17 protein-coding genes are annotated in these 16,855 nt (G+C 62.9%); 3 read left to right on the top strand and 14 right to left on the bottom strand.

Translation table 11 applies throughout. The features are described 5' to 3' along the window. Nucleotides 1-51: 51 nt before the first annotated feature. From AB5Y89_RS13075 to AB5Y89_RS13045, 7 genes are all read right to left on the bottom strand, one after another. Entirely contained in the window at nt 52-1,491 is a 1,440-nt protein-coding gene (locus AB5Y89_RS13075) for an ATP-binding protein (protein ID WP_045525604.1), read from the bottom strand. Then, nucleotides 1,488-2,180 (bottom strand): response regulator, encoded by a 693-nt coding sequence (locus tag AB5Y89_RS13070; RefSeq protein ID WP_041215642.1) that lies wholly within the window; start codon nt 2,178-2,180, stop codon nt 1,488-1,490. Before AB5Y89_RS13070 ends, AB5Y89_RS13075 begins: the two co-directional genes overlap by 4 nt. A gap of 81 nt (nt 2,181-2,261) precedes the next feature. Then, entirely contained in the window at nt 2,262-2,909 is a 648-nt protein-coding gene (locus AB5Y89_RS13065) for a tetratricopeptide repeat protein (protein ID WP_113977499.1), read from the bottom strand. A gap of 1 nt (nt 2,910) precedes the next feature. After that, nucleotides 2,911-3,759, bottom strand: coding sequence for an SDR family oxidoreductase (locus AB5Y89_RS13060; protein ID WP_368223950.1), 849 nt, complete (start codon nt 3,757-3,759; stop codon nt 2,911-2,913). Beyond that, nucleotides 3,756-4,412 carry a TenA family transcriptional regulator gene (locus AB5Y89_RS13055; RefSeq protein ID WP_039039563.1) on the bottom strand — a complete coding sequence of 219 codons (657 nt, stop codon included), beginning with the start codon at nt 4,410-4,412 and terminating at the stop codon, nt 3,756-3,758. The genes AB5Y89_RS13060 and AB5Y89_RS13055 overlap by 4 nt, the downstream gene beginning before the upstream one ends. Continuing rightward, nucleotides 4,409-5,890 (bottom strand): AMP-binding protein, encoded by a 1,482-nt coding sequence (locus tag AB5Y89_RS13050; RefSeq protein WP_219596701.1) that lies wholly within the window; start codon nt 5,888-5,890, stop codon nt 4,409-4,411. Before AB5Y89_RS13050 ends, AB5Y89_RS13055 begins: the two co-directional genes overlap by 4 nt. After that, nucleotides 5,887-6,552 carry a thermostable hemolysin gene (locus AB5Y89_RS13045; protein ID WP_202042870.1) on the bottom strand — a complete coding sequence of 222 codons (666 nt, stop codon included), beginning with the start codon at nt 6,550-6,552 and terminating at the stop codon, nt 5,887-5,889. The genes AB5Y89_RS13050 and AB5Y89_RS13045 overlap by 4 nt, the downstream gene beginning before the upstream one ends. Before the next feature lie 187 nt (nt 6,553-6,739). On the opposite strand from AB5Y89_RS13045, the gene AB5Y89_RS13040 reads away from it, so the two are divergent. Both AB5Y89_RS13040 and AB5Y89_RS13035 read left to right on the top strand, forming a co-directional pair. After that, a complete protein-coding gene (locus AB5Y89_RS13040; RefSeq protein ID WP_202042871.1) occupies nt 6,740-7,381 on the top strand; it encodes a class I SAM-dependent methyltransferase in 642 nt (213 codons plus the stop codon). A gap of 74 nt (nt 7,382-7,455) precedes the next feature. Next, a complete protein-coding gene (locus tag AB5Y89_RS13035) occupies nt 7,456-8,676 on the top strand; it encodes a winged helix-turn-helix domain-containing protein (protein ID WP_368223947.1) in 1,221 nt (406 codons plus the stop codon). A gap of 10 nt (nt 8,677-8,686) precedes the next feature. Here AB5Y89_RS13035 and AB5Y89_RS13030 read toward each other — a convergent pair whose 3' ends face one another. Beyond that, the gene (locus AB5Y89_RS13030) at nt 8,687-9,328 is read right to left on the bottom strand and encodes a TetR family transcriptional regulator (protein ID WP_368223946.1); all 642 of its coding nucleotides are present in this window, start codon (nt 9,326-9,328) and stop codon (nt 8,687-8,689) included. Nucleotides 9,329-9,421: 93 nt separating this feature from the next. Between AB5Y89_RS13030 and AB5Y89_RS13025 the strand changes: the two genes are divergently transcribed. Continuing rightward, nucleotides 9,422-10,120, top strand: a complete 699-nt coding sequence (locus tag AB5Y89_RS13025) for a hydrolase (protein WP_226044585.1) — start codon at nt 9,422-9,424, stop codon at nt 10,118-10,120. A 109-nt stretch (nt 10,121-10,229) separates the two neighbouring features. On the opposite strand, the gene frdD is transcribed toward AB5Y89_RS13025, so the two are convergent. The 6 genes from frdD to AB5Y89_RS12995 all read right to left on the bottom strand — a co-directional run bounded on the left by frdD (nt 10,230) and on the right by AB5Y89_RS12995 (nt 16,852). Beyond that, a complete protein-coding gene (gene frdD / locus AB5Y89_RS13020; RefSeq protein WP_010673803.1) occupies nt 10,230-10,586 on the bottom strand; it encodes a fumarate reductase subunit FrdD in 357 nt (118 codons plus the stop codon). A gap of 112 nt (nt 10,587-10,698) precedes the next feature. Next, nucleotides 10,699-11,097 (bottom strand): fumarate reductase, encoded by a 399-nt coding sequence (locus tag AB5Y89_RS13015; RefSeq protein ID WP_049636550.1) that lies wholly within the window; start codon nt 11,095-11,097, stop codon nt 10,699-10,701. Between the two features lie 16 nt (nt 11,098-11,113). Next, nucleotides 11,114-11,848 carry a succinate dehydrogenase/fumarate reductase iron-sulfur subunit gene (locus tag AB5Y89_RS13010; protein WP_005298338.1) on the bottom strand — a complete coding sequence of 245 codons (735 nt, stop codon included), beginning with the start codon at nt 11,846-11,848 and terminating at the stop codon, nt 11,114-11,116. Next, nucleotides 11,841-13,625, bottom strand: coding sequence for a fumarate reductase (quinol) flavoprotein subunit (gene frdA / locus AB5Y89_RS13005; protein WP_010673806.1), 1,785 nt, complete (start codon nt 13,623-13,625; stop codon nt 11,841-11,843). The genes AB5Y89_RS13010 and frdA overlap by 8 nt, the downstream gene beginning before the upstream one ends. A 515-nt stretch (nt 13,626-14,140) precedes the next feature. Continuing rightward, a complete protein-coding gene (locus AB5Y89_RS13000) occupies nt 14,141-16,018 on the bottom strand; it encodes a methyl-accepting chemotaxis protein (RefSeq protein ID WP_010673807.1) in 1,878 nt (625 codons plus the stop codon). Between the two features lie 156 nt (nt 16,019-16,174). Then, nucleotides 16,175-16,852, bottom strand: a complete 678-nt coding sequence (locus AB5Y89_RS12995; protein WP_368223944.1) for a glycerophosphodiester phosphodiesterase — start codon at nt 16,850-16,852, stop codon at nt 16,175-16,177. Nucleotides 16,853-16,855 lie beyond the last annotated feature (3 nt).

The following is a 16,855-nucleotide window of genomic DNA, read 5'->3' as shown; positions in this document are numbered from 1 at the left end:
AAAACGGGGGCCTGGCCCCCGTTTTTCATGGCGTGCCCAAAGGCTGACCCGTCATGCCTGGCGCGAGGCGGGCAGCAGCACGCTCACTTCGAGCCCCCCTTCAGGCCGATTGTGGATGTCGAGATCCGCTCCGTGAAGCTGGGCGATGCGCGAGACGATGGCCATGCCAAGGCCCACGCCATCCCCCTGCTGGGGATTGACCCGGAAGAAGCGCTCGCACAACCGGGAGAGGGCGGCGGTGGGGATGCCGGGGCCGTTGTCCCGCACATCCACCCGAATCCGGTTGCCCACCTGGCTCACCACCACGGCGACCTCGCCGCCCACCTGGGTGTAGCGCAGCGCATTGTCGATGAGGTTGCCGAACATCAGCTCCAGCAACATCGCCTGTCCCATTACCTGCACCTGTTCGGCGCCCTCCAGGGACAGCTGCTGATCCTTTTTCAGGGCGATGGGGGCCAGGGTCGCCAGGGTGCCCTGCAACAAGGGGAACAAGGGAAGGGCGGTGAGGGCCGGGCTCTGCTGGTTGTCGATGCGGGCCTGGGTCAGCAACTGGCGGATCAGCCGATCGCTGCGATCGAGGGCCAAGAGCATCTTGCGCAGGGCCTGCTCCCGGCTCTGATCATCCTCGGCCGTCATGGCGTTCTCGCTGTGGATGCGCAGTACCGCGAGGGGCGTGCGCAGCTCGTGGGCGGCCTCGTTGGTGAACTGTTTCTCCCGATCCAGGGTGTCAGCGAGGGCGTGCATCAGCCGGTTGATCTCCCCCACCAGCGGCGTCAGCTCCTCGGCCTTGATGGCGAGATTGAGGGGGCTCAGGTTGGCGGGATGACGCTCGCCGATGGCTTGCGCCAGCTGGTGCAGCGGTGACAGCCCCCGGGTGATCAGCCACCACAGCAGACCGAGCAGGAAGGGCAGGGTGATGAAGAGGGGCAGCATGGTGAGGGTGGCCATCTTGCTGGCCAGCTCGCTGCGTTCGTCATCCCGCTCCGCCACGATGAGCCAGGTCTGTTCACCTTCGTTGTAGAGGGTAAAGGTGCGCCACTCGTGGTGATCCTTGGTCTCGCTGTTGAAGCCCCGCTCCAGGGTGGTCAACGGTTGGGCCGGGGCATTGGGCGAGCGCAGCAGCACGGCGCCCTGCTCGCTCAGCAACTGGAAGTAGAGGTTGTGTTCGAATTCATGGCCATAGGGGGTGAATTCGTTGTCCTGGCCGAACTGGAAGAAGCCGCCCTTCTCGATGTGGGGCGTCTCGGGGACGGCCTGCACCCACTCCTGGTATACGGTGCCGTTGCGCGGCAGCTCGCCGCTCTGCTTGAGATAGCGGCTGAGCAACTGGTTGGTGATGCGGGCGGACTGGGCGAGACGGGCATCAAACAGCTCTTCCATCTCGTGGTTGGCCTGCAGGTAGCCGATAAGGCCGCTGATGGCGAGGCTGAGGCTGACCAGGGCCAGGATGCCGGAGAGCAGGAAGCGGCGGATGGAACGGACACGGCTCATGGGGCGGAGGCTCCTCTTGCGCCCTGGACGTCGAGCTGGGGCACGATGTAACCGACGCCGCGAATGTTGCGGATGAGCTCGGGGAAGAATTTCTTGCGCAGGTGGTGAATGTGCACCTCCACCGCGTTGCTCTCTGCCCCCTCGTCCCAGCCGTAGAGGCTCTGTTGCAGTTGATCCCGGCTCAATACCCGGCCGCTCTGGGTGATGAGCTCCTGCAACAGCTTGTACTCGTGGGGGGTGAGCTTGACCGGCTCGCCCCGATAGGTGACCTGTTGTGACGCGGGGAAGAGCTGCAGCTCCCCGTACTCCAGCACCGCCTGGGCCTGCCCCTTGCTGCGCCGCACCAGGGCGCGCAGCCGGGCGTTGAGCTCCTGCAGGGCGAAGGGTTTGACCATGTAGTCGTCGGAGCCTGCATCCAGCCCCAGCACCCGGTCGTCCAGGGCATCACGGGCGGTCAGGATGAGCACGGGCAGGGTCTGCCCCTCCCGGCGCAACTTGCGCAGCAGGCTGATGCCGTCGATGTCCGGCAGGTTGAGATCCAGGACAAGGGCGGCAAACTCCTCGCTCTTGAGAGCCGAGAGGGCCGGCATCCCCTGCTGGAGCCAGTCCACCGTGTAGCCGCTGCTGCGCAGGGCATCCACCATGCCGTCTCCCAGCATCACATCATCTTCCACCAACAGGATCCGCATTGTTCTCTCCCTCAAACGACACTGCCCACCAGTATGCAAGCTGGTGGGCAGAGTTGAAATAGCACACTGTGCTGCTTGTGTTTACAGCTTGGCGAGACGCTCGCGAATTTCCATTCTGCGGCCCTCGTCCGCCACCTCGCGGCCAGGGCGCGCCGGGGCGGCCAGGGCCTTGTCCAGATAGACCTTCGCCTGTGCCTTGTCACCCTGATCCAGCAGGAAGTCGCCGTAGAAGAAGTTGGGGTCGATGCCGGTGGGATTGATGGCCAGCGCCTGCTTGAGCAGCTTCTCCGCCTTCTCGTCGTCACCAAAGCCCACCGGCCAGCCCGGTACCTGGTAGTAGAGGGAGCCCAGGCTGGTGTAGGCCGAGCCTTCCAGCGCCTTGGGATCCTGCTTGATGGCGATCTCGAGCTTGGCCTTGGCCTCCTTCACCAGACCAAGGGCGCCGAGGCCGCCCTTGGCCCCCGCCCAGGTGCTCTTGACGATGGCGGACCAGATCAGCAGATCGGTGCGAAATGCCTCCTTGGCGCTCGCCTCATCGGCCTTGGCACTCAGGCTCTCCAGGCAGCTCTCCTTGGCGTTGCCGGTCTGCTGGTACTGGCAGTGGGCCCACTCCTGCTGAATGGTGGGCAGGGCATCGGCGGCCTGTGCCAGACCGCTTGCCAGCAGGCCTCCCAGGGCGAGCAACAGGGGGCCGTGACCAAATCGGGGACGGAAAGTGGTGTGCTTCATCTCAATGTTCCTTCTCGTTTGTCGCACAGGCGGGATCGCTCCTGTGATCGGGGGCAGGGGAGGCGGTGCGGCGGGCGTGGCGCTCGATGACCGGGTGCTGCTTGGCCAGGGCCATGTCCACCAAGGCGGGCAGCAGGCCGTTGAGCCGCACAAAGAGCTTTTCCGGCCAGCCAAGCCAGCGGCGGCGCGTCTCGTTGCACAGGGCGATGACGGCCTCCTCGGCCACGTCCTGTGGGCTGTCGGTCCGGGTGCCGAGCTCGGCATTCATGGCATAGGCCGCCTCGGAGTTGAGGTGGGTGCGGGTGGCGCGGGGGGCAAAGTGCAGCACCTTGATGCCGGTTCCCTCCAGCTCCCTCCCCAGAGACTCGCTGAAGCCGCGCATGGCGAACTTGCTGGCGCAATAGACGCTGTAGCCGGCAAAACCGATGGCCCCGAGGCTGGAGCCGATGTTCATGATGATGGCGGGCTTGCGCAGCCGGGGCAGCAGGGCCCGGGTGAGCTGGATGGGCGCCTCGACGTTGAGCAGCAACTGGCGTGTCACCTGCTCGCTGCTCTGATCCTCCAGCCAGGCGAACTGGTTGCAGCCCGCACTGTTGATGAGCACGTCCAGCCCCTCGTCCAGGGCCGGATGTTGCAGCAGCTGCGCCCGCTCATGGGGAGAGCCAAGATCGGCCGTCACCGTCTGGTGGCGATCCGGATGAGGCAGCTCCCGGCGCAGGCGCTCCAGGGCGCTGGCCCGACGACCGTGCAGCAGCAGATGGGCACCCTGGGCCGCCAGTTCATGGGCCAGGGCTTCACCAATGCCGCCACTGGCGCCAGTCAGCAGTATGCGTTTGCCTTCAAGCTTCATTGGCATGATCCCGTGAGCTGATAGAGCATGTCGCCATAGAGGCGGTAGACCACCTTGGCGGCGTGAATGATGGCGGCCTGATCGGCAGCATCTTCCACCCGGTTCATCAGGGATTCGAAGAACTTGAGGTGCTCCTGGTCCAGGGCCCCGTGGGAGCTCAGGTAGCTCATGGCCTGGGGCGGCAGACCCAGACCGCTCTTGAGCTGGTCGGCGACGGTCAGGGCGATGGCGACGCTGGTGCCTTCCAGCACCTGCACCATGCCGAAGAACCCCATTGGGTTGCCGCGCTGGATCTGGTCGTAGAGGAAGGCCACCATCAACTCGATGGGCAGGCCCGGCTGGCCGTGGCGCACCGCCTCGGCATCACCGCCGCAGGCACGGATGTCGTTCAGGATCCACTCCTGATGGCCGTACTCCTCGTCGATGTACTCCCTGATGGCGCCACGCACCCATTCGTACTCCTGCCCCAGCTTGCCGCCGGTGGCCATCAGGAGCGGCACCGTGTGGCGCACGTGGTAGTAGGCCTGTGCCAGGAAGGCGAGGTAGGTGTCACGGCTGATGTCGCCGCGGCGGCAGGCCTCGATGATGGGGGCGTTGAACAGGCGTTCGCGCTCGCAGGCGGTGGCTTGTTGCAGGGTCTGGTAGAAGCTCATGAGGTCTCTCCTGTGAGGCATTGGCTGATCTGCCGGGAAAAATGGTGATAAATCTCGTTGCGACGGGGGCGCCCGTTGGCCGTCAGGAGGCCAGGGAGCTGATCCAGGGCGACCGGCAACCAGTGATGGATGCGGGCGTAATCGGGCAACTGCTGGTTGAGCCGGGCAATCTGCTCTGGCAATTGGGACTGGCTGCCCGGCAGCGGCTGGATAAGGGCCACGTTGGCGGGCTGACCGTCACCGAAGATGACGATGCGGGCGATGGCCGGGCAGAGCTGGGCCTGGGCTTCCACCCACTCCGGGGAGAAGTTGCGGCCAAAGGCGGTGATCTGCACGTTCTTCTTGCGCCCCGTGATATGGAGATAGCCCTCCTCGTCGATCCGACCCAGATCCCCTGTGGCGATCTGGCTGCCCGTCTCGCCCTCTTCCCCCAGGTAGCCCAGCATGGCGCTGCCGCTGACCATGACTTCGCCGTCTGCGGCGATCGTCACCTGGCAGTGGGGCAGAGGCAGGCCGACGCTGCCGGGACGATCCCCGTGGGGGCCGTTCAGGGCGACCACGGAGCCGCATTCGGAGAGACCGTATCCCTCGTAGACCGGCAGCCCCGCCGCACGGGCGTGAGCGATGAGTTCGGGGGCGACCTTGCCGCCGCCCACGGCGACGAAGCGCAGGGTGCCGAGCTGTGTCGCCAGGGCAGGGGTATTGAGGCACAGAGCCAGCAGCAGGCGCAGCAACTCGGGTACCAGCACCAGGCTGTGGCTGGGCCAGCGCAGCAGTGCCTGGGCCAGGGCCGCAGGATCCAGCTTGCTGGAGCCCGAGAAGCCGAGTTCCCCCAGGGAAGGGATGCGGCTGCAGGCGCCGGTCAGCAGCGGTACATACAAGCCGGTCAGGTTCTCCAGCAAGGTGGTGAGGGGCAGCAGGGTCAGGTGCTTCTCAACCCGGGCAGGGGCCACCCGCAGGGCAAGGGATCCGCAGACCGCCGTCATCTGTTCCAGCGACAGGCAGACGCCCTTGGGTTGCCCCGTGGTGCCAGAGGTATAGGTGATCTTGGCGGTGCCCGCCGGCAGCTCGGGGAGGCGGGCCGGGATGCGGCGCCACAGGGGAACGGCCTGCTCATCGGGCCTGCCTGCCATGAGCACGAGGGGCGAGGCGGCTTGCCACCCCTGGTGCTCCGGGCCGACCAGGGCGTCTGCTCCGCTGCTTTCCAGCAGCCACGTCTGCTGCGCCGGACTGAAGAAGTGGGGAACCGGGATGACCACGATGCCGGCCCAGGTGCAGGCGAGATCGATCAGTGCCCAGGGCAGGCCGTTGTCGAGTTGCAGGGCCAGGCGGCGGATGCCGGCCCCTTGCAGCACTCCAGCCAGTTGCTGGATCTGCTGCCACAGGCTCTGGTAATCCAGCTCACCCTGGCTGCCTAGCAGCGCAGGCTGGTGCGGGGTCTGGCTGGCATGGTGGGCGATGGTGTCGAACAGCGTCATTGCGCGCACCTCCTGTCGATGTTGGCATGGTTAAAAAGGCGGGGCATGGGCCCCAGCAGGTTGAGCAGCAGGCTGCTCTGTGCGAGCACCTCGCGCCCCTGGTTGATGTCGCCTGCCATCACCTTGGGCTGGCAGCGGTAGTATTCGCCCCAGGCACTGGCATCCTCTCCCACCTGATGGGCCTGGGCGGGGGCCAGCTCCACCGGGTTGAGACGCAGGCGGGTAAAGCTGTTGCGCAGCTTGGCGGTACCGGTGAACACCACGTAGTCCAGGGCGTTATCACACAGCAGACGACACAGCGCGGCAAACATCAGGCGGGCGTGACCCGGTTCGCTGCAAGCAAGATTGCCCACTTCGATGATGCGGTGGCGGGCCGGACGTACCCCGAGACGGGTCTCGATGGCGGCCTCGACAGGCTGCTCCAAATATTGCTCCAGATAGAGCGGTTGCTCGTGCTCGCCATGGCAGGCCTGGTTAAGGCCGCAGGCACCGACCAGCACGCCATCTGCCCGGTAGAGCCCGAGCAGGCAGGGCAGGAAATGGGGAATGCGGGCGTTGAACTCGAGGGTATAGGCGGCCTGGATATAGGTTTGCAGCGCCATGACCTGCTGCGGGGATTCGGCCAGGATCAACCGGTAGGGGGCTTGGATCTCGATGGTCATGGTTGGCTCCTTCTCTTGCGATGGGATGAGAGTAAAAGGGCAAACTTAAGAAACCCTTAAGGCGCAAAAAAAGACGAAAAAAACTGACGGGGGGTGAACGGGGGGCGATGGGGGCACCAGACAAAACAGTTGCCAGCAGCGGGCGTGGCAGGCAATCTGCCCCGCTGTCGCCACCCGAGGAGCTGCCATGTCATCCCCTGTTCACTGTCCCCTGTGTCTCTCCCCTCGGCACCATGTCCTGCCGGTGGCGGGCAAGGGCTATTACCGCTGCCTGGCGTGCGAGCTGGTCTGGATGGACGAGGCGGATCACCTGGACGAGGGGGCCGAGAAGGCGGTCTATGACGGGCACGACAACCGGGTGGACGATCCCCGCTACCGGGCCTTTCTGATGCGTGCCTTTGGCGAGGTGCTGGCCCGGGTGTCGCTTCCTGCCAGCGGTCTCGATTTTGGCTGCGGCCCCGGGCCCGCCCTCATCGCCATGGGGCGGGAGGCGGGCTTCGAGATGGCGGGCTACGACAAGTTCTATGCCGACGACCCAGAGTGCCTGACAAGGCAATACGACTTCATCACCAGCACCGAGGTGATAGAGCACATCGCCACCCCCCGTGCCGTGCTGGACACGCTCTGGGGCTGTCTCAAGCCCGGCGGGGTGCTGGTGTTGCAGACCCAGCGGGTGCTGGGGGACGAGCGCTTCAAGACCTGGCGCTATCGCCACGATCCCACTCACATCGTCTTCTTCGCAGAGGCCTCGTTCCGTGCCCTGGCGGTCCGCTGGCAGGCTGAGGTCGAGTTTCCTCATGCGGATGTGGCGCTGTTCACCAAACCCTGAGCCGGGCGTTTTCATTTGGCCATGAGTTGGGCATGCTGGTGGCCTGATACCCAGGAACGGATGCCCCTATCTCCATGTCGATCCCCCACCTCTCATTGCAAGACGCCCGCCACCTGCAACTGGCGGCCCAGGGGCTGCTGACCCCGCGCCGCGCCAGAGCAACCCCCGCCGACCTGCTCGCCTGCATTCGCCGCATGGCGTTGCTGCAGATAGACACCATCTCCGTGGTGGCCCGCAGCCCCTATCTGGTGCTGTTCAGCCGTCTCGGCCACTACGATCCGCGCTGGCTGGAACAACTGCTGGCCGATGGTGACCTCTTCGAATACTGGGCTCATGAGGCCTGTTTCGTCCCCCGGGAAGATTACCGGCTGCTGCGCCATCGCATGCTGGATCCCGCCGCCATGGGCTGGAAGTTCTCCGCCCAGTGGCTCAAGACCCACGGCGGCGAGATAGCGCAGATAGTCGAGCGCATACGCCAGGATGGCCCGGTGCGGGCGGCAGACTTCGAGCGCAAGGGGGACAAGGGCAACGGCTGGTGGGACTGGAAGCCCGAAAAGCGCCATCTGGAGGTGCTGTTTACCGCAGGCCAGCTGATGGTGCGCGAACGGCGCAATTTCCAGCGGGTCTACGATCTCGCCGAGCGGGTCATGCCGGAGTGGAATGACGAGCGGGATCTGCCGAGTCCTGATCTCGCCCGGCGGGACATGGTGCGAGCCAGTTGCCGGGCGCTGGGGCTGGTCAAGACCGGCTGGGTGGCGGATTACTATCGCCTTAAACGGGGGAAATACGACGCCCTGCTCCACCAGCTGGCGGACGAGGGGGAGCTGTTGCCGGTACGAGTGGAGGGGTGGCAGCACGGAGCCTTCGTTCACGCCTCCCTGGCCGATGAACTGGTCCGGGCCCAGGCGGGCTCCCTCAAGGCGAGCCACACCGCCGTGCTCTCGCCCTTTGACCCGCTGGTGTGGGATCGCAAGCGGGCCAGCGAGTTGTTTGGTTTTGACTATCGCATCGAGTGCTATACCCCGGCCCCCAAGCGCCAGTACGGTTATTTCGTGCTGCCGTTGCTGCATCGCGGCAAGCTGGTGGGCAGGATGGACGCCAAGGCCCATCGCAAGGAGGGGGTGTTCGAGGTCAAGAGCCTCTATCTGGAAGACGGGATCAGGGTGACCCGGACCCTGGCCCAGGATCTGGGCAAGGCCATCCAGAAGCTGGCGGAGTGGCACCAGACCCCGCTGGTGCGTTATGGCAACGTTCCTGCTCCCTTGTTGGCTCAATGGCAGGAGGTGGCATGCTGAGGAAGGACGCCTACCCTCGCATCAAGCCGGGCAGCACCAGCGCAACGGCCGCGGTGATGCGCTCGCGGATGTCGCTGCCCGGCGCCAGCAAGCCGAGCGCCATCTGGCGCAGCGGCTCCGCCATGGTCATCGCCAGCAGCAGATCGCTGGTCTGGGCGGCGTCCAGCTCGCGCAGCCAGCCCAGTTGCTGCTGGCGCTGCAGCCAGCTGGCCAGGGTCGCCCTGCCGCGGGCAATACCGTTCTCCTGATAGGCCGCCAGCAGGGTATCGCGCCCCGCGAACTCATGTTGCAGCAGCCGGAACATGCCCACCGCCGGTGCGCTCAGCACCTGTCCCGCTATGGCCTGCAAGCCCAGCTCCAGCATCTCCCCCAGCGCGCCTGGATGGGCGGCATCCTGCTCGAAGGCCGGCTGGAAGGCATCGGTCCAGCTGCGCACCGCCTGCGCCACCAGCTCGTCGCGATTGGCGGCGAAGCGGTAGAGGGTCTTCTTGGCAACCCCCGCCTCTTTGGCCACCGCATCCACGGTCGCAGCGCTGTAGCCTCCCTTGAGCAACAAGGTCAGCGTCGCCTCGGCGAGGGCGGCGCGAAGGTTGGCTTCCGGGGTGACCGGACGGCCTCGTGAGCGTGTTTCTTCATCGTTCTGGTGCGACATATGGGCTCCTGGAAAGCATTGACAGACCCAGCATACAGGCATAGCGTAATTTAAGAAACGAACTTCGTTTCCTAAATTTATGGGAGTCATATCATGCATCCTTCTGCCCTGTTTGCCCCCTGGGGCGTCAATGACATCAATGAGTTGCTCAGTCCGCAACCCCTTCGCCTGGAAATGGGTCTGACCCGCAGCACCGACGGCCTGCTGACGGTCGCCATCCGCACCGATCTGCACGGCTGCAAGGGGCGCATGCTGGATTGGTGGTTCACCTTCTTCGAGACGACCCAGCACATCAGGTGGTGGCACCCCCACGATCATGTCGAGCACCGGGGCTGGGATCATCACTGGAAAAAAGGGGAGCGCTTCGTGGGAGCCAGCATAGAGGCGGTGGAGTGGCTTGCCGAGCTGCCGCCGGTGGCAGCTCGCCTCAAGTTCCACGGTGCCGAAGAGGTGTTCGCCCCGCAATCGCTACACGAGGCGCGGGAGACGCAGGCTCTCTCTGCCGCCATCTGCGCCCGTATCGGCTTTGGCGACGAGGTGGCGCTGGATGACAACGGTGCGCCGCTGGATGGCGAGATGCTGCACCTGGCGCGCGATACCCCCTATGGCTGTGTGCTGCGCAGTCGTTTTCTGCTGGGCAAGGCCTGCGCCAATCCGTTTGACGAGGTGCCGGACGAGGTAGGTTTCAACCTGATGCGCCACTGCTACAGCGAGTTCAGCTATCTGGCGCAGTTTCTGCCGTCGCTCTACTACGCGGAAAACGGTCGTGAACCGGCACCGCGACTCTGGTGACGGATGCCGAACGAGCGTGCAGGCCAGCTGCCGGATGGAGATGAACCGCGGAAGATGGTCATAAAAAAACCGGGCACTGGGCCCGGTTTGTCATGCAGTCAGGATGGGCTTACTGGAGCACCAGCACCATCAGCAGGCCGACGGTGATGGCGGACACCAGGAAGGCGAAGCCATAGAACACATAGTGGTGCAGCTTGGTGGTGTGGATCCCCAGATCATGCAGGCCGTGGTAGATGCGGTGCATGCCGTGCCAGACGGGCAGGGCGATGATCACCAGCAGGATGCAGGCACCCCACCAGGAGCTGGCGAATGCCAGCACGCGCTCGTAGCTCATGGTCTCCACGTCCATGATGCCCATGGGCACCAGCAGACCTGTGATGAGGACAATGACCGGCAGCAGCATGGCAACCACCATTCCACCCGCACCAAACAGACCCCAGTAAATTGGCTCGTCAGAACGTCTCATATTTTTTCCTCAAATCATGATTGAGTGATCGTGGCCAACGTTTCTGAGTGAGAGCCCGGTACCAAACAGACACCAATAACCGGGTTCGTCAGAACGTCTTATGGTTTTCTCCTCAGGCCACGATGATCAGGACAAGCAGGGATACCGCCGCCAGCGCCACATACTGGGCGATGACGATCGGCTTCTCCGGCACCAGGTCTTCGCCACGGAAGATGCGCATGGCTTTCGGTGCCAGTGCGAACCAGGTCTTGGCGTGGAACAGGCAGGCTGCCAGGGCGATGACGTGGAACAGGATGGCAATGGGGCTTTGCAGGGATTCCAGCCAGCCGTTGAATGCCTCCTGACCCTGTACCAGGCGCAGCAGACCCCACATCAGCACGACGGCGTAGATGGAGACGAAGATGCTGGTGCCTTCGCGGATCATGTAACCGGTGTAGAAGGCATTCTTCAGCCACCAGTCTTTCTTCATCTCGCGCACGTAAGGCTTACGTTTGCTTTGGGTGTTGTTCATGGTCTCACTCCTGGTCTCAGTCCGGCTTGAACATGGCGATCATGTAGTCCTTGGCGCTCTCGACCTTGCCAAGCTGGATGGCGGCGGCCGGATCCACGCCTTTCGGGCACACTTCGGAGCAGTAGCCCACGAAGGTACAGCCCCAGACGCCCTCGTCCTGGCTGATGATCTTCATCCGCTCCTTGGACGCGCTGTCGCGGTTGTCGGCGTTGTAGCGATAGGCCAGTGCCAGTGCTGCCGGACCGGTGAACTTCTTGTTGATGCCATATTGCGGGCAGGCCGCGTAGCACAGACCGCAGTTGATGCACATGGAGAACTGGTGATACTTCGCCATGTCAGCCGGCGTCTGGGTGTACTCGCCATCGCACAGATTGCGCGGCTCGGACGGGATGATGTAGGGCTTGATGCTCTCCAGCTTCTCGATGAAGTCGGACATGTCGACCACCAGATCGCGCTCGATGGGGAAGTTGTTGAGCGGTTCGATAGTCATCTTGCCAGGCAGGTAGTCGCGCAGGAAGGTCTTGCAACCGAGTTTCGGAATGCCGTTGACCATCATGCCGCAGGAGCCGCAGATCGCCATCCGGCAGGACCAGCGGAAGCTCAAGGTAGAGTCCAGATGATCCTTGATGTATTGCAGCGCATCCAGCAGGGACATCTCTTTGAGGTAGGGCACCTGGAAGGTCTGCATCCAGGGCTCGTTATCCTGCTCGGGACGGTAGCGCAGGATTTCAATTTCGATCATCTCAGCCATTCTTCTTAGCCTCGTCTTGTTTCTCACCCTCGGAACCGTACACGCGCTTGGCCGGTTGGGATTTAGTGATCTTCACATCGGAATAGTCGATGGTCGGGGCCCCTTCGCCGTTGTAGAAGGAGAGAGTGTGCTTGAGGAAGTTGACGTCATCGCGCTCCTCGTAACCGTCCAGACGCTGGTGGGAACCGCGGGACTCTTTGCGGTTGATGGCGGAGTGCGCCATGGCTTCCGCCACATCCAGCATGTAGCCCAGCTCGATGGCGTACAGCAGGTCGGTGTTGAAGACCGAGGACTTGTCGTTGATCTTGATCTTCTTGTAACGGGCTTTCAGCTCGTTGATCTTGTCGATGGTGCCCTGCATCAGCTCTTCGGTACGGTAGATACCGACACCGGCTTCCATGGACATGCCCAGTTCGTTGCGGATATCCGCCGGGTTTTCGGTGCCGTCGATGTCCAGCAGGGAGAGGTGCTGCTTGATGAGCGCCTCGGCCTTGGCGACCAGCGCCTGGGTGTTGCCGTGTTGCTGGGTGGCAGCAAACTCGGCTGCCTGCTCACCGGCCACCTTGCCGAAGACCACGATCTCGGACAGGGAGTTGGAACCCAGACGGTTGGCGCCGTGCAGACCGACGGAGGCACATTCGCCAGCGGCATAGAGACCGGCCAGACGAGTGGCGCACTTGCCGTCGGTTTCGATGCCACCCATGGTGTAGTGGGCAGTCGGACGGACCGGGATCGGCTCTTTCACCGGATCCACACCCACATAGGCCTTGGCCAGTTCGCAGATGAAGGGCAGACGCTCTTTCAGGTACTTCTCGCCAAGGTGGCGCAGGTCGAGGTGAACCACGTCGCCCATGGGGCCCTGGATCACGCGGCCTTTTTGTTGCTCCTGCCAGAAGGCCTGGGAGAGACGGTCGCGCGGACCCAGCTCCATGTGCTTGTTCTTCGGCTGGCCGACCGGGGTTTCCGGGCCCAGACCGTAATCTTGCAGGTAGCGATAGCCATCCTTGTTGAGCAGGATGCCACCCTCACCACGACAACCTTCGGTCATCAGGATGCCGGTGCCCGGCAGACCGGTCGGGTGATACTGGACGAACTCCATGTCCCGCAGCGGTACGCCGTGGCGGTAGGCCAGGGCCATGCCGTCCCCGGTGACGATGCCACCGTTGGTGTTGTAGCGATAGACACGACCTGCGCCGCCGGTGGCCAGCACCACGGACTTGGCCTGGATGAAGCGGGTGATGCCGTTCTGGATGTCAAAGGTGACGACACCCTGGACACGGCCATCTTCCACGATGAGATCCAGACAGAAGTGCTCGTCGAAGCGCTTGATGGTCGGGTACTTGATGGAGGTCTGGAACAGGGTGTGCAGGATGTGGAAGCCGGACTTGTCGGCGGCGAACCAGGTGCGGGGGATCTTCATCCCGCCGAAACGGCGTACGTTGGCCTTGCCGTCCGGTTTGCGGCTCCAGGGGCAACCCCAGTGCTCCAGCTGGATCATCTCGTTGGTGGCGTTGTTGACGAAGTACTCGACTACGTCCTGCTCACACAACCAGTCACCACCGGAGACGGTGTCGTTGAAGTGGTTTTCCAGGGAGTCGTCATCACGAACGACGCCTGCGGCGCCACCTTCGGCGGCCACTGTGTGGCTGCGCATCGGATAGACCTTGGAAATCAGGGCGATCTCCAGCTCCGGGTGGGCTTCTGCAATGGCGATTGCGGCACGCAGGCCACCGCCACCGGCACCGATGATGGCAACATCGGTCTTGATAATATCCACATCTGCCTCCTTAGGGATAGATTTGCTGGGCACGATTTTGCTCTATGAAAAAAATTCAGGCTTGATGCAAGTCAAACTGCTTTGTTTTAGTGCTTGGCAACGGTGATTTTTATTACAACCACCCCATTCCTTGGATGAAAATGCCGTCATTATCGCCATCCATCAGTGATCTGGATCAGCCGTACTCGCTACTCTGGTGATTTTAACTCCAAGATTATACGTAGTTTTCTTTCAAAAAAATGAGAAATGCCTCTCTTTTTGGGTATTACCCATAAAGTTTTTAAGTTTTTTATCAAAACAGTTTAATGATAACTATTATCACGATGACATATCGAGGTTAGGCATCAAAAAAGTAATGCGAATATAGCCATGACAGACTGGACCCGTCTCCCACACATGGGCAAAAGGAGATGTCGATCACAGGACTGAGGGTCTCGAAAGGGGATTATAACCGTTGAAACAAAAAGGGTTTATAAAAAAAGGGGCCTGAACGGCCCCTTTCTTCCCATGGTCGATCAGATGCGGAACATGCCGACCTGATTATTCAATTCACCTGAAATATTTTTAAGCTGGGCCGACAGATTGCGGGAGCTGTCCGCATCCACTGCCAGCTCGTCCGAGACATCCTTGACCGCCTGGATGTTGCGGCTCACCTCGTCGGTGACGGCACGCTGTTCCTCGGCGGCGCTGGAGATCTGGGTCGCCATGTCGGAGATCTGGTTGATGGAGGTGGTGATCTGCTCCAGCGCCTGGGTCGCATCGTTGGCATCTTCCACGCTGTTCTGGGCCAGCAGCTGACCCTCGTGCATGGTACTGACGGCGCCCTGGGTGTTGCGCTGCAGGGTCTCGATCATGCTGCGGATCTCGACGGTGGAGCTGTGGGTGCGCTGGGAAAGCACCCGCACCTCGTCGGCCACCACGGCAAAGCCGCGTCCCTGCTCGCCAGCCCGGGCGGCCTCGATGGCGGCGTTGAGCGCCAGCAGGTTGGTCTGCTCGGCGATGCCCTGGATGGTGGAGAGGATGGTGTTGATCTCCTGGGCGTTCTTCTCCAGTTCCTGAATGATGCCGGAGGCCTGCTTGACCTGGGTGGCGAGATCCGTGATGGAGCGCTGGTTGCGGGCAATCACCTGCTTGCCGTGCTCGCAACTGCTGGAGGAGCTGCGGGCCGCTTCCGCGGTCTGCTCGGCGTTGCTGGCCACTTCGACGGCGGTGGCGGACATCTCGTGCACTGCGGTCGCAATCTGGGAGATCTCGTTTTGCTGGCGGGCCAGCCCCTGGTTGGATTTCTCCGCCATGTCGTGGGAAGACCTGGCCTGCTGGTTGAGCTGGGTGGAGGAGTTGGAGATGTCCTGCACCATGACGTGGATGCGCTCGATGAAGGTGTTGACGTGCTTGGCGACGGTACCGACCTCGTCTTCACGCTCGATCTTGATGCGACGGGTGAGATCGCCGTTGCCGCGGGAGAGATCGGCAATTGCCTCGCCCAGGGTTTTCAGCGGCGCCAGGGAGCCGTTGATGGCGACATAGGAGAAGCCCGCCACGATGAGGATGGTCAGCAATCCCTGAATGAGGGCGGAGGTGACCATGCGGGAGACGGACTGGTAGGCGACCGCTTCATCCACCACGATGCCGAAATACCAGTTGGTGTTGGGGATCTCGGTGAGATCGAACACGCTCGCCTTGCCGCTGATATCCATCTCGGAGATGGTGTTGTCATGGGCCAGCTCGTTGACCTTGGCTGCCGTCAGTTCCGGAGAGATGGCGGTGGCGGGTTTGAGGGTCAGATCCTTGTCCGGGTGGGCGATGATGGTGCCGTTGCTGTCCACCAGAATGGCATAGGTGCCTTCCGAGTTCATGGCGAGCACGTCTTTCACCAGACCGTCGATGGAGACGTCACCGGCGATGACGCCGTCGGTGTTGCCGCGACTGAAGGGCTCGGCGATGGTGATGATGAGCTGGCCGGTGGTGATGTCGGCATAGGGAGCCGTGATGGCGAGCTTGCCGGCGGCCATGGCGTCCTTGTACCAGGGGCGCTGGCGCGGATCGTAGCCGGCCGGCAGATCGGTCGGCTTGCTCTGGATCATCCGGCCATCCTTGGTGCCCACGTAGACGAGATCGAAGTTGCCCGCATTCATGGACTGGGCCAGGTGGCTGAGGGGCTCGTCTTCCTTGGCGAAGGCTTCCTTGGTGGCGGTGACGAGATTGATGCGGGCGTCGAGCCAGCGGGAGATCCCCTTGACGTTGGCGACCGAGCTGTCGTCGATGAAGCTCCAGATCAGCCGCTGGGTTTCACTGCGCAACTGGGAGGTGTTGTACCAGACCTGCAGGCCGGTGATGACCAGAATGATGGCCCCGATGGAGAGGACCAGCTTGTTCTTGATGGATAGGTTCATGTTTACATCCTTGTGAGCGTCAGTCAGAGATCCATGGTGTTTGTTATTGTTATGAGCCAACTCTGTATCGGCTGGCTATGGACTTTATGTATCCCGATGCACCGCATTTTTTCAATTCTTTTCACCTCCTTGTGGCCTGCCAGGCCGCGCCGATACTCAGCTGAATCGATCTGGTCGGTTGGTGAAGATGCCATCGACACCCATGCTGGCGAGGGCGCTCCCATCACTCACTTCGTCGACTGTATAGACCAGGATCTTGAGCCTCCGGCGATGGGCATCCGCCACCAGGGTCTCGTCGACGAAATCCACGTCGCAGTTCAGTGACCAGGCCCCCAGCGTCTCGGCGAAGGCGGCGCCGTCGAGGGGCAGGCTGGCGGTCAGGGCGCCGATCCTGATTTCCGGTCGCAGTCCCTTGAAGCGTAACAGCTCGGGATGATGAAAGGAGGAAACGATCCAGTGCGCCTGGGTAAAGCCAAGCTCGGCCTCGGCCCGCCTGGTCAGGGCGGCCACCGGCTCGGCGGTGTGGGCGCCCTTTAGCTCGATGTGCAGTTCGCAGCGCCCCGCCACCAGTGCCATCACCTGCCACAGGGTCGGGATCCGCTCCCCGTCCCCCGCATCCAGGCTCGCCAGGTACTCCCGGGATTGCCCGGTCAGCACACCCTGGCCGTTGGTGCAGCGCTCCAGCCGCCGGTCGTGGAAGACCCAGAGCTCTCCGTCGGCCCACTGCACGTCCAGCTCGATGGCTTTGGCACCCAGATCCAGCGCCAGGCTCATCGCCTTGAGGGTATTCTCCGGGGCCAGGCCGCTGGCACCGCGATGGGCAATGATCTGCATGAT

It is taken from the genome of Aeromonas sp. s4 (genome assembly GCF_040907855.1).
Taxonomy (GTDB): Bacteria; Pseudomonadota; Gammaproteobacteria; order Enterobacterales; family Aeromonadaceae; genus Aeromonas; species Aeromonas caviae.
This window is presented reverse-complemented; position numbering and strand designations above follow the sequence as displayed.

Excerpts from the sequence above, each read along its gene's own strand:
- AB5Y89_RS13075 (WP_045525604.1), bottom strand. The coding sequence starts at position 1,491 with ATGAGCCGTGTCCGTTCCATCCGCCGCTTCCTGCTCTCCGGCATCCTG.
- AB5Y89_RS13070 (WP_041215642.1), bottom strand. The coding sequence starts at position 2,180 with ATGCGGATCCTGTTGGTGGAAGATGATGTGATGCTGGGAGACGGCATG.
- AB5Y89_RS13065 (WP_113977499.1), bottom strand. The coding sequence starts at position 2,909 with ATGAAGCACACCACTTTCCGTCCCCGATTTGGTCACGGCCCCCTGTTG.
- AB5Y89_RS13060 (WP_368223950.1), bottom strand. The coding sequence starts at position 3,759 with ATGAAGCTTGAAGGCAAACGCATACTGCTGACTGGCGCCAGTGGCGGC.
- AB5Y89_RS13055 (WP_039039563.1), bottom strand. The coding sequence starts at position 4,412 with ATGAGCTTCTACCAGACCCTGCAACAAGCCACCGCCTGCGAGCGCGAA.
- AB5Y89_RS13050 (WP_219596701.1), bottom strand. The coding sequence starts at position 5,890 with ATGACGCTGTTCGACACCATCGCCCACCATGCCAGCCAGACCCCGCAC.
- AB5Y89_RS13045 (WP_202042870.1), bottom strand. The coding sequence starts at position 6,552 with ATGACCATCGAGATCCAAGCCCCCTACCGGTTGATCCTGGCCGAATCC.
- AB5Y89_RS13040 (WP_202042871.1), top strand. The coding sequence starts at position 6,740 with ATGTCATCCCCTGTTCACTGTCCCCTGTGTCTCTCCCCTCGGCACCAT.
- AB5Y89_RS13035 (WP_368223947.1), top strand. The coding sequence starts at position 7,456 with ATGTCGATCCCCCACCTCTCATTGCAAGACGCCCGCCACCTGCAACTG.
- AB5Y89_RS13030 (WP_368223946.1), bottom strand. The coding sequence starts at position 9,328 with ATGTCGCACCAGAACGATGAAGAAACACGCTCACGAGGCCGTCCGGTC.
- AB5Y89_RS13025 (WP_226044585.1), top strand. The coding sequence starts at position 9,422 with ATGCATCCTTCTGCCCTGTTTGCCCCCTGGGGCGTCAATGACATCAAT.
- frdD (WP_010673803.1), bottom strand. The coding sequence starts at position 10,586 with ATGAGACGTTCTGACGAGCCAATTTACTGGGGTCTGTTTGGTGCGGGT.
- AB5Y89_RS13015 (WP_049636550.1), bottom strand. The coding sequence starts at position 11,097 with ATGAACAACACCCAAAGCAAACGTAAGCCTTACGTGCGCGAGATGAAG.
- AB5Y89_RS13010 (WP_005298338.1), bottom strand. The coding sequence starts at position 11,848 with ATGGCTGAGATGATCGAAATTGAAATCCTGCGCTACCGTCCCGAGCAG.
- AB5Y89_RS13000 (WP_010673807.1), bottom strand. The coding sequence starts at position 16,018 with ATGAACCTATCCATCAAGAACAAGCTGGTCCTCTCCATCGGGGCCATC.
- AB5Y89_RS12995 (WP_368223944.1), bottom strand. The coding sequence starts at position 16,852 with ATGCAGATCATTGCCCATCGCGGTGCCAGCGGCCTGGCCCCGGAGAAT.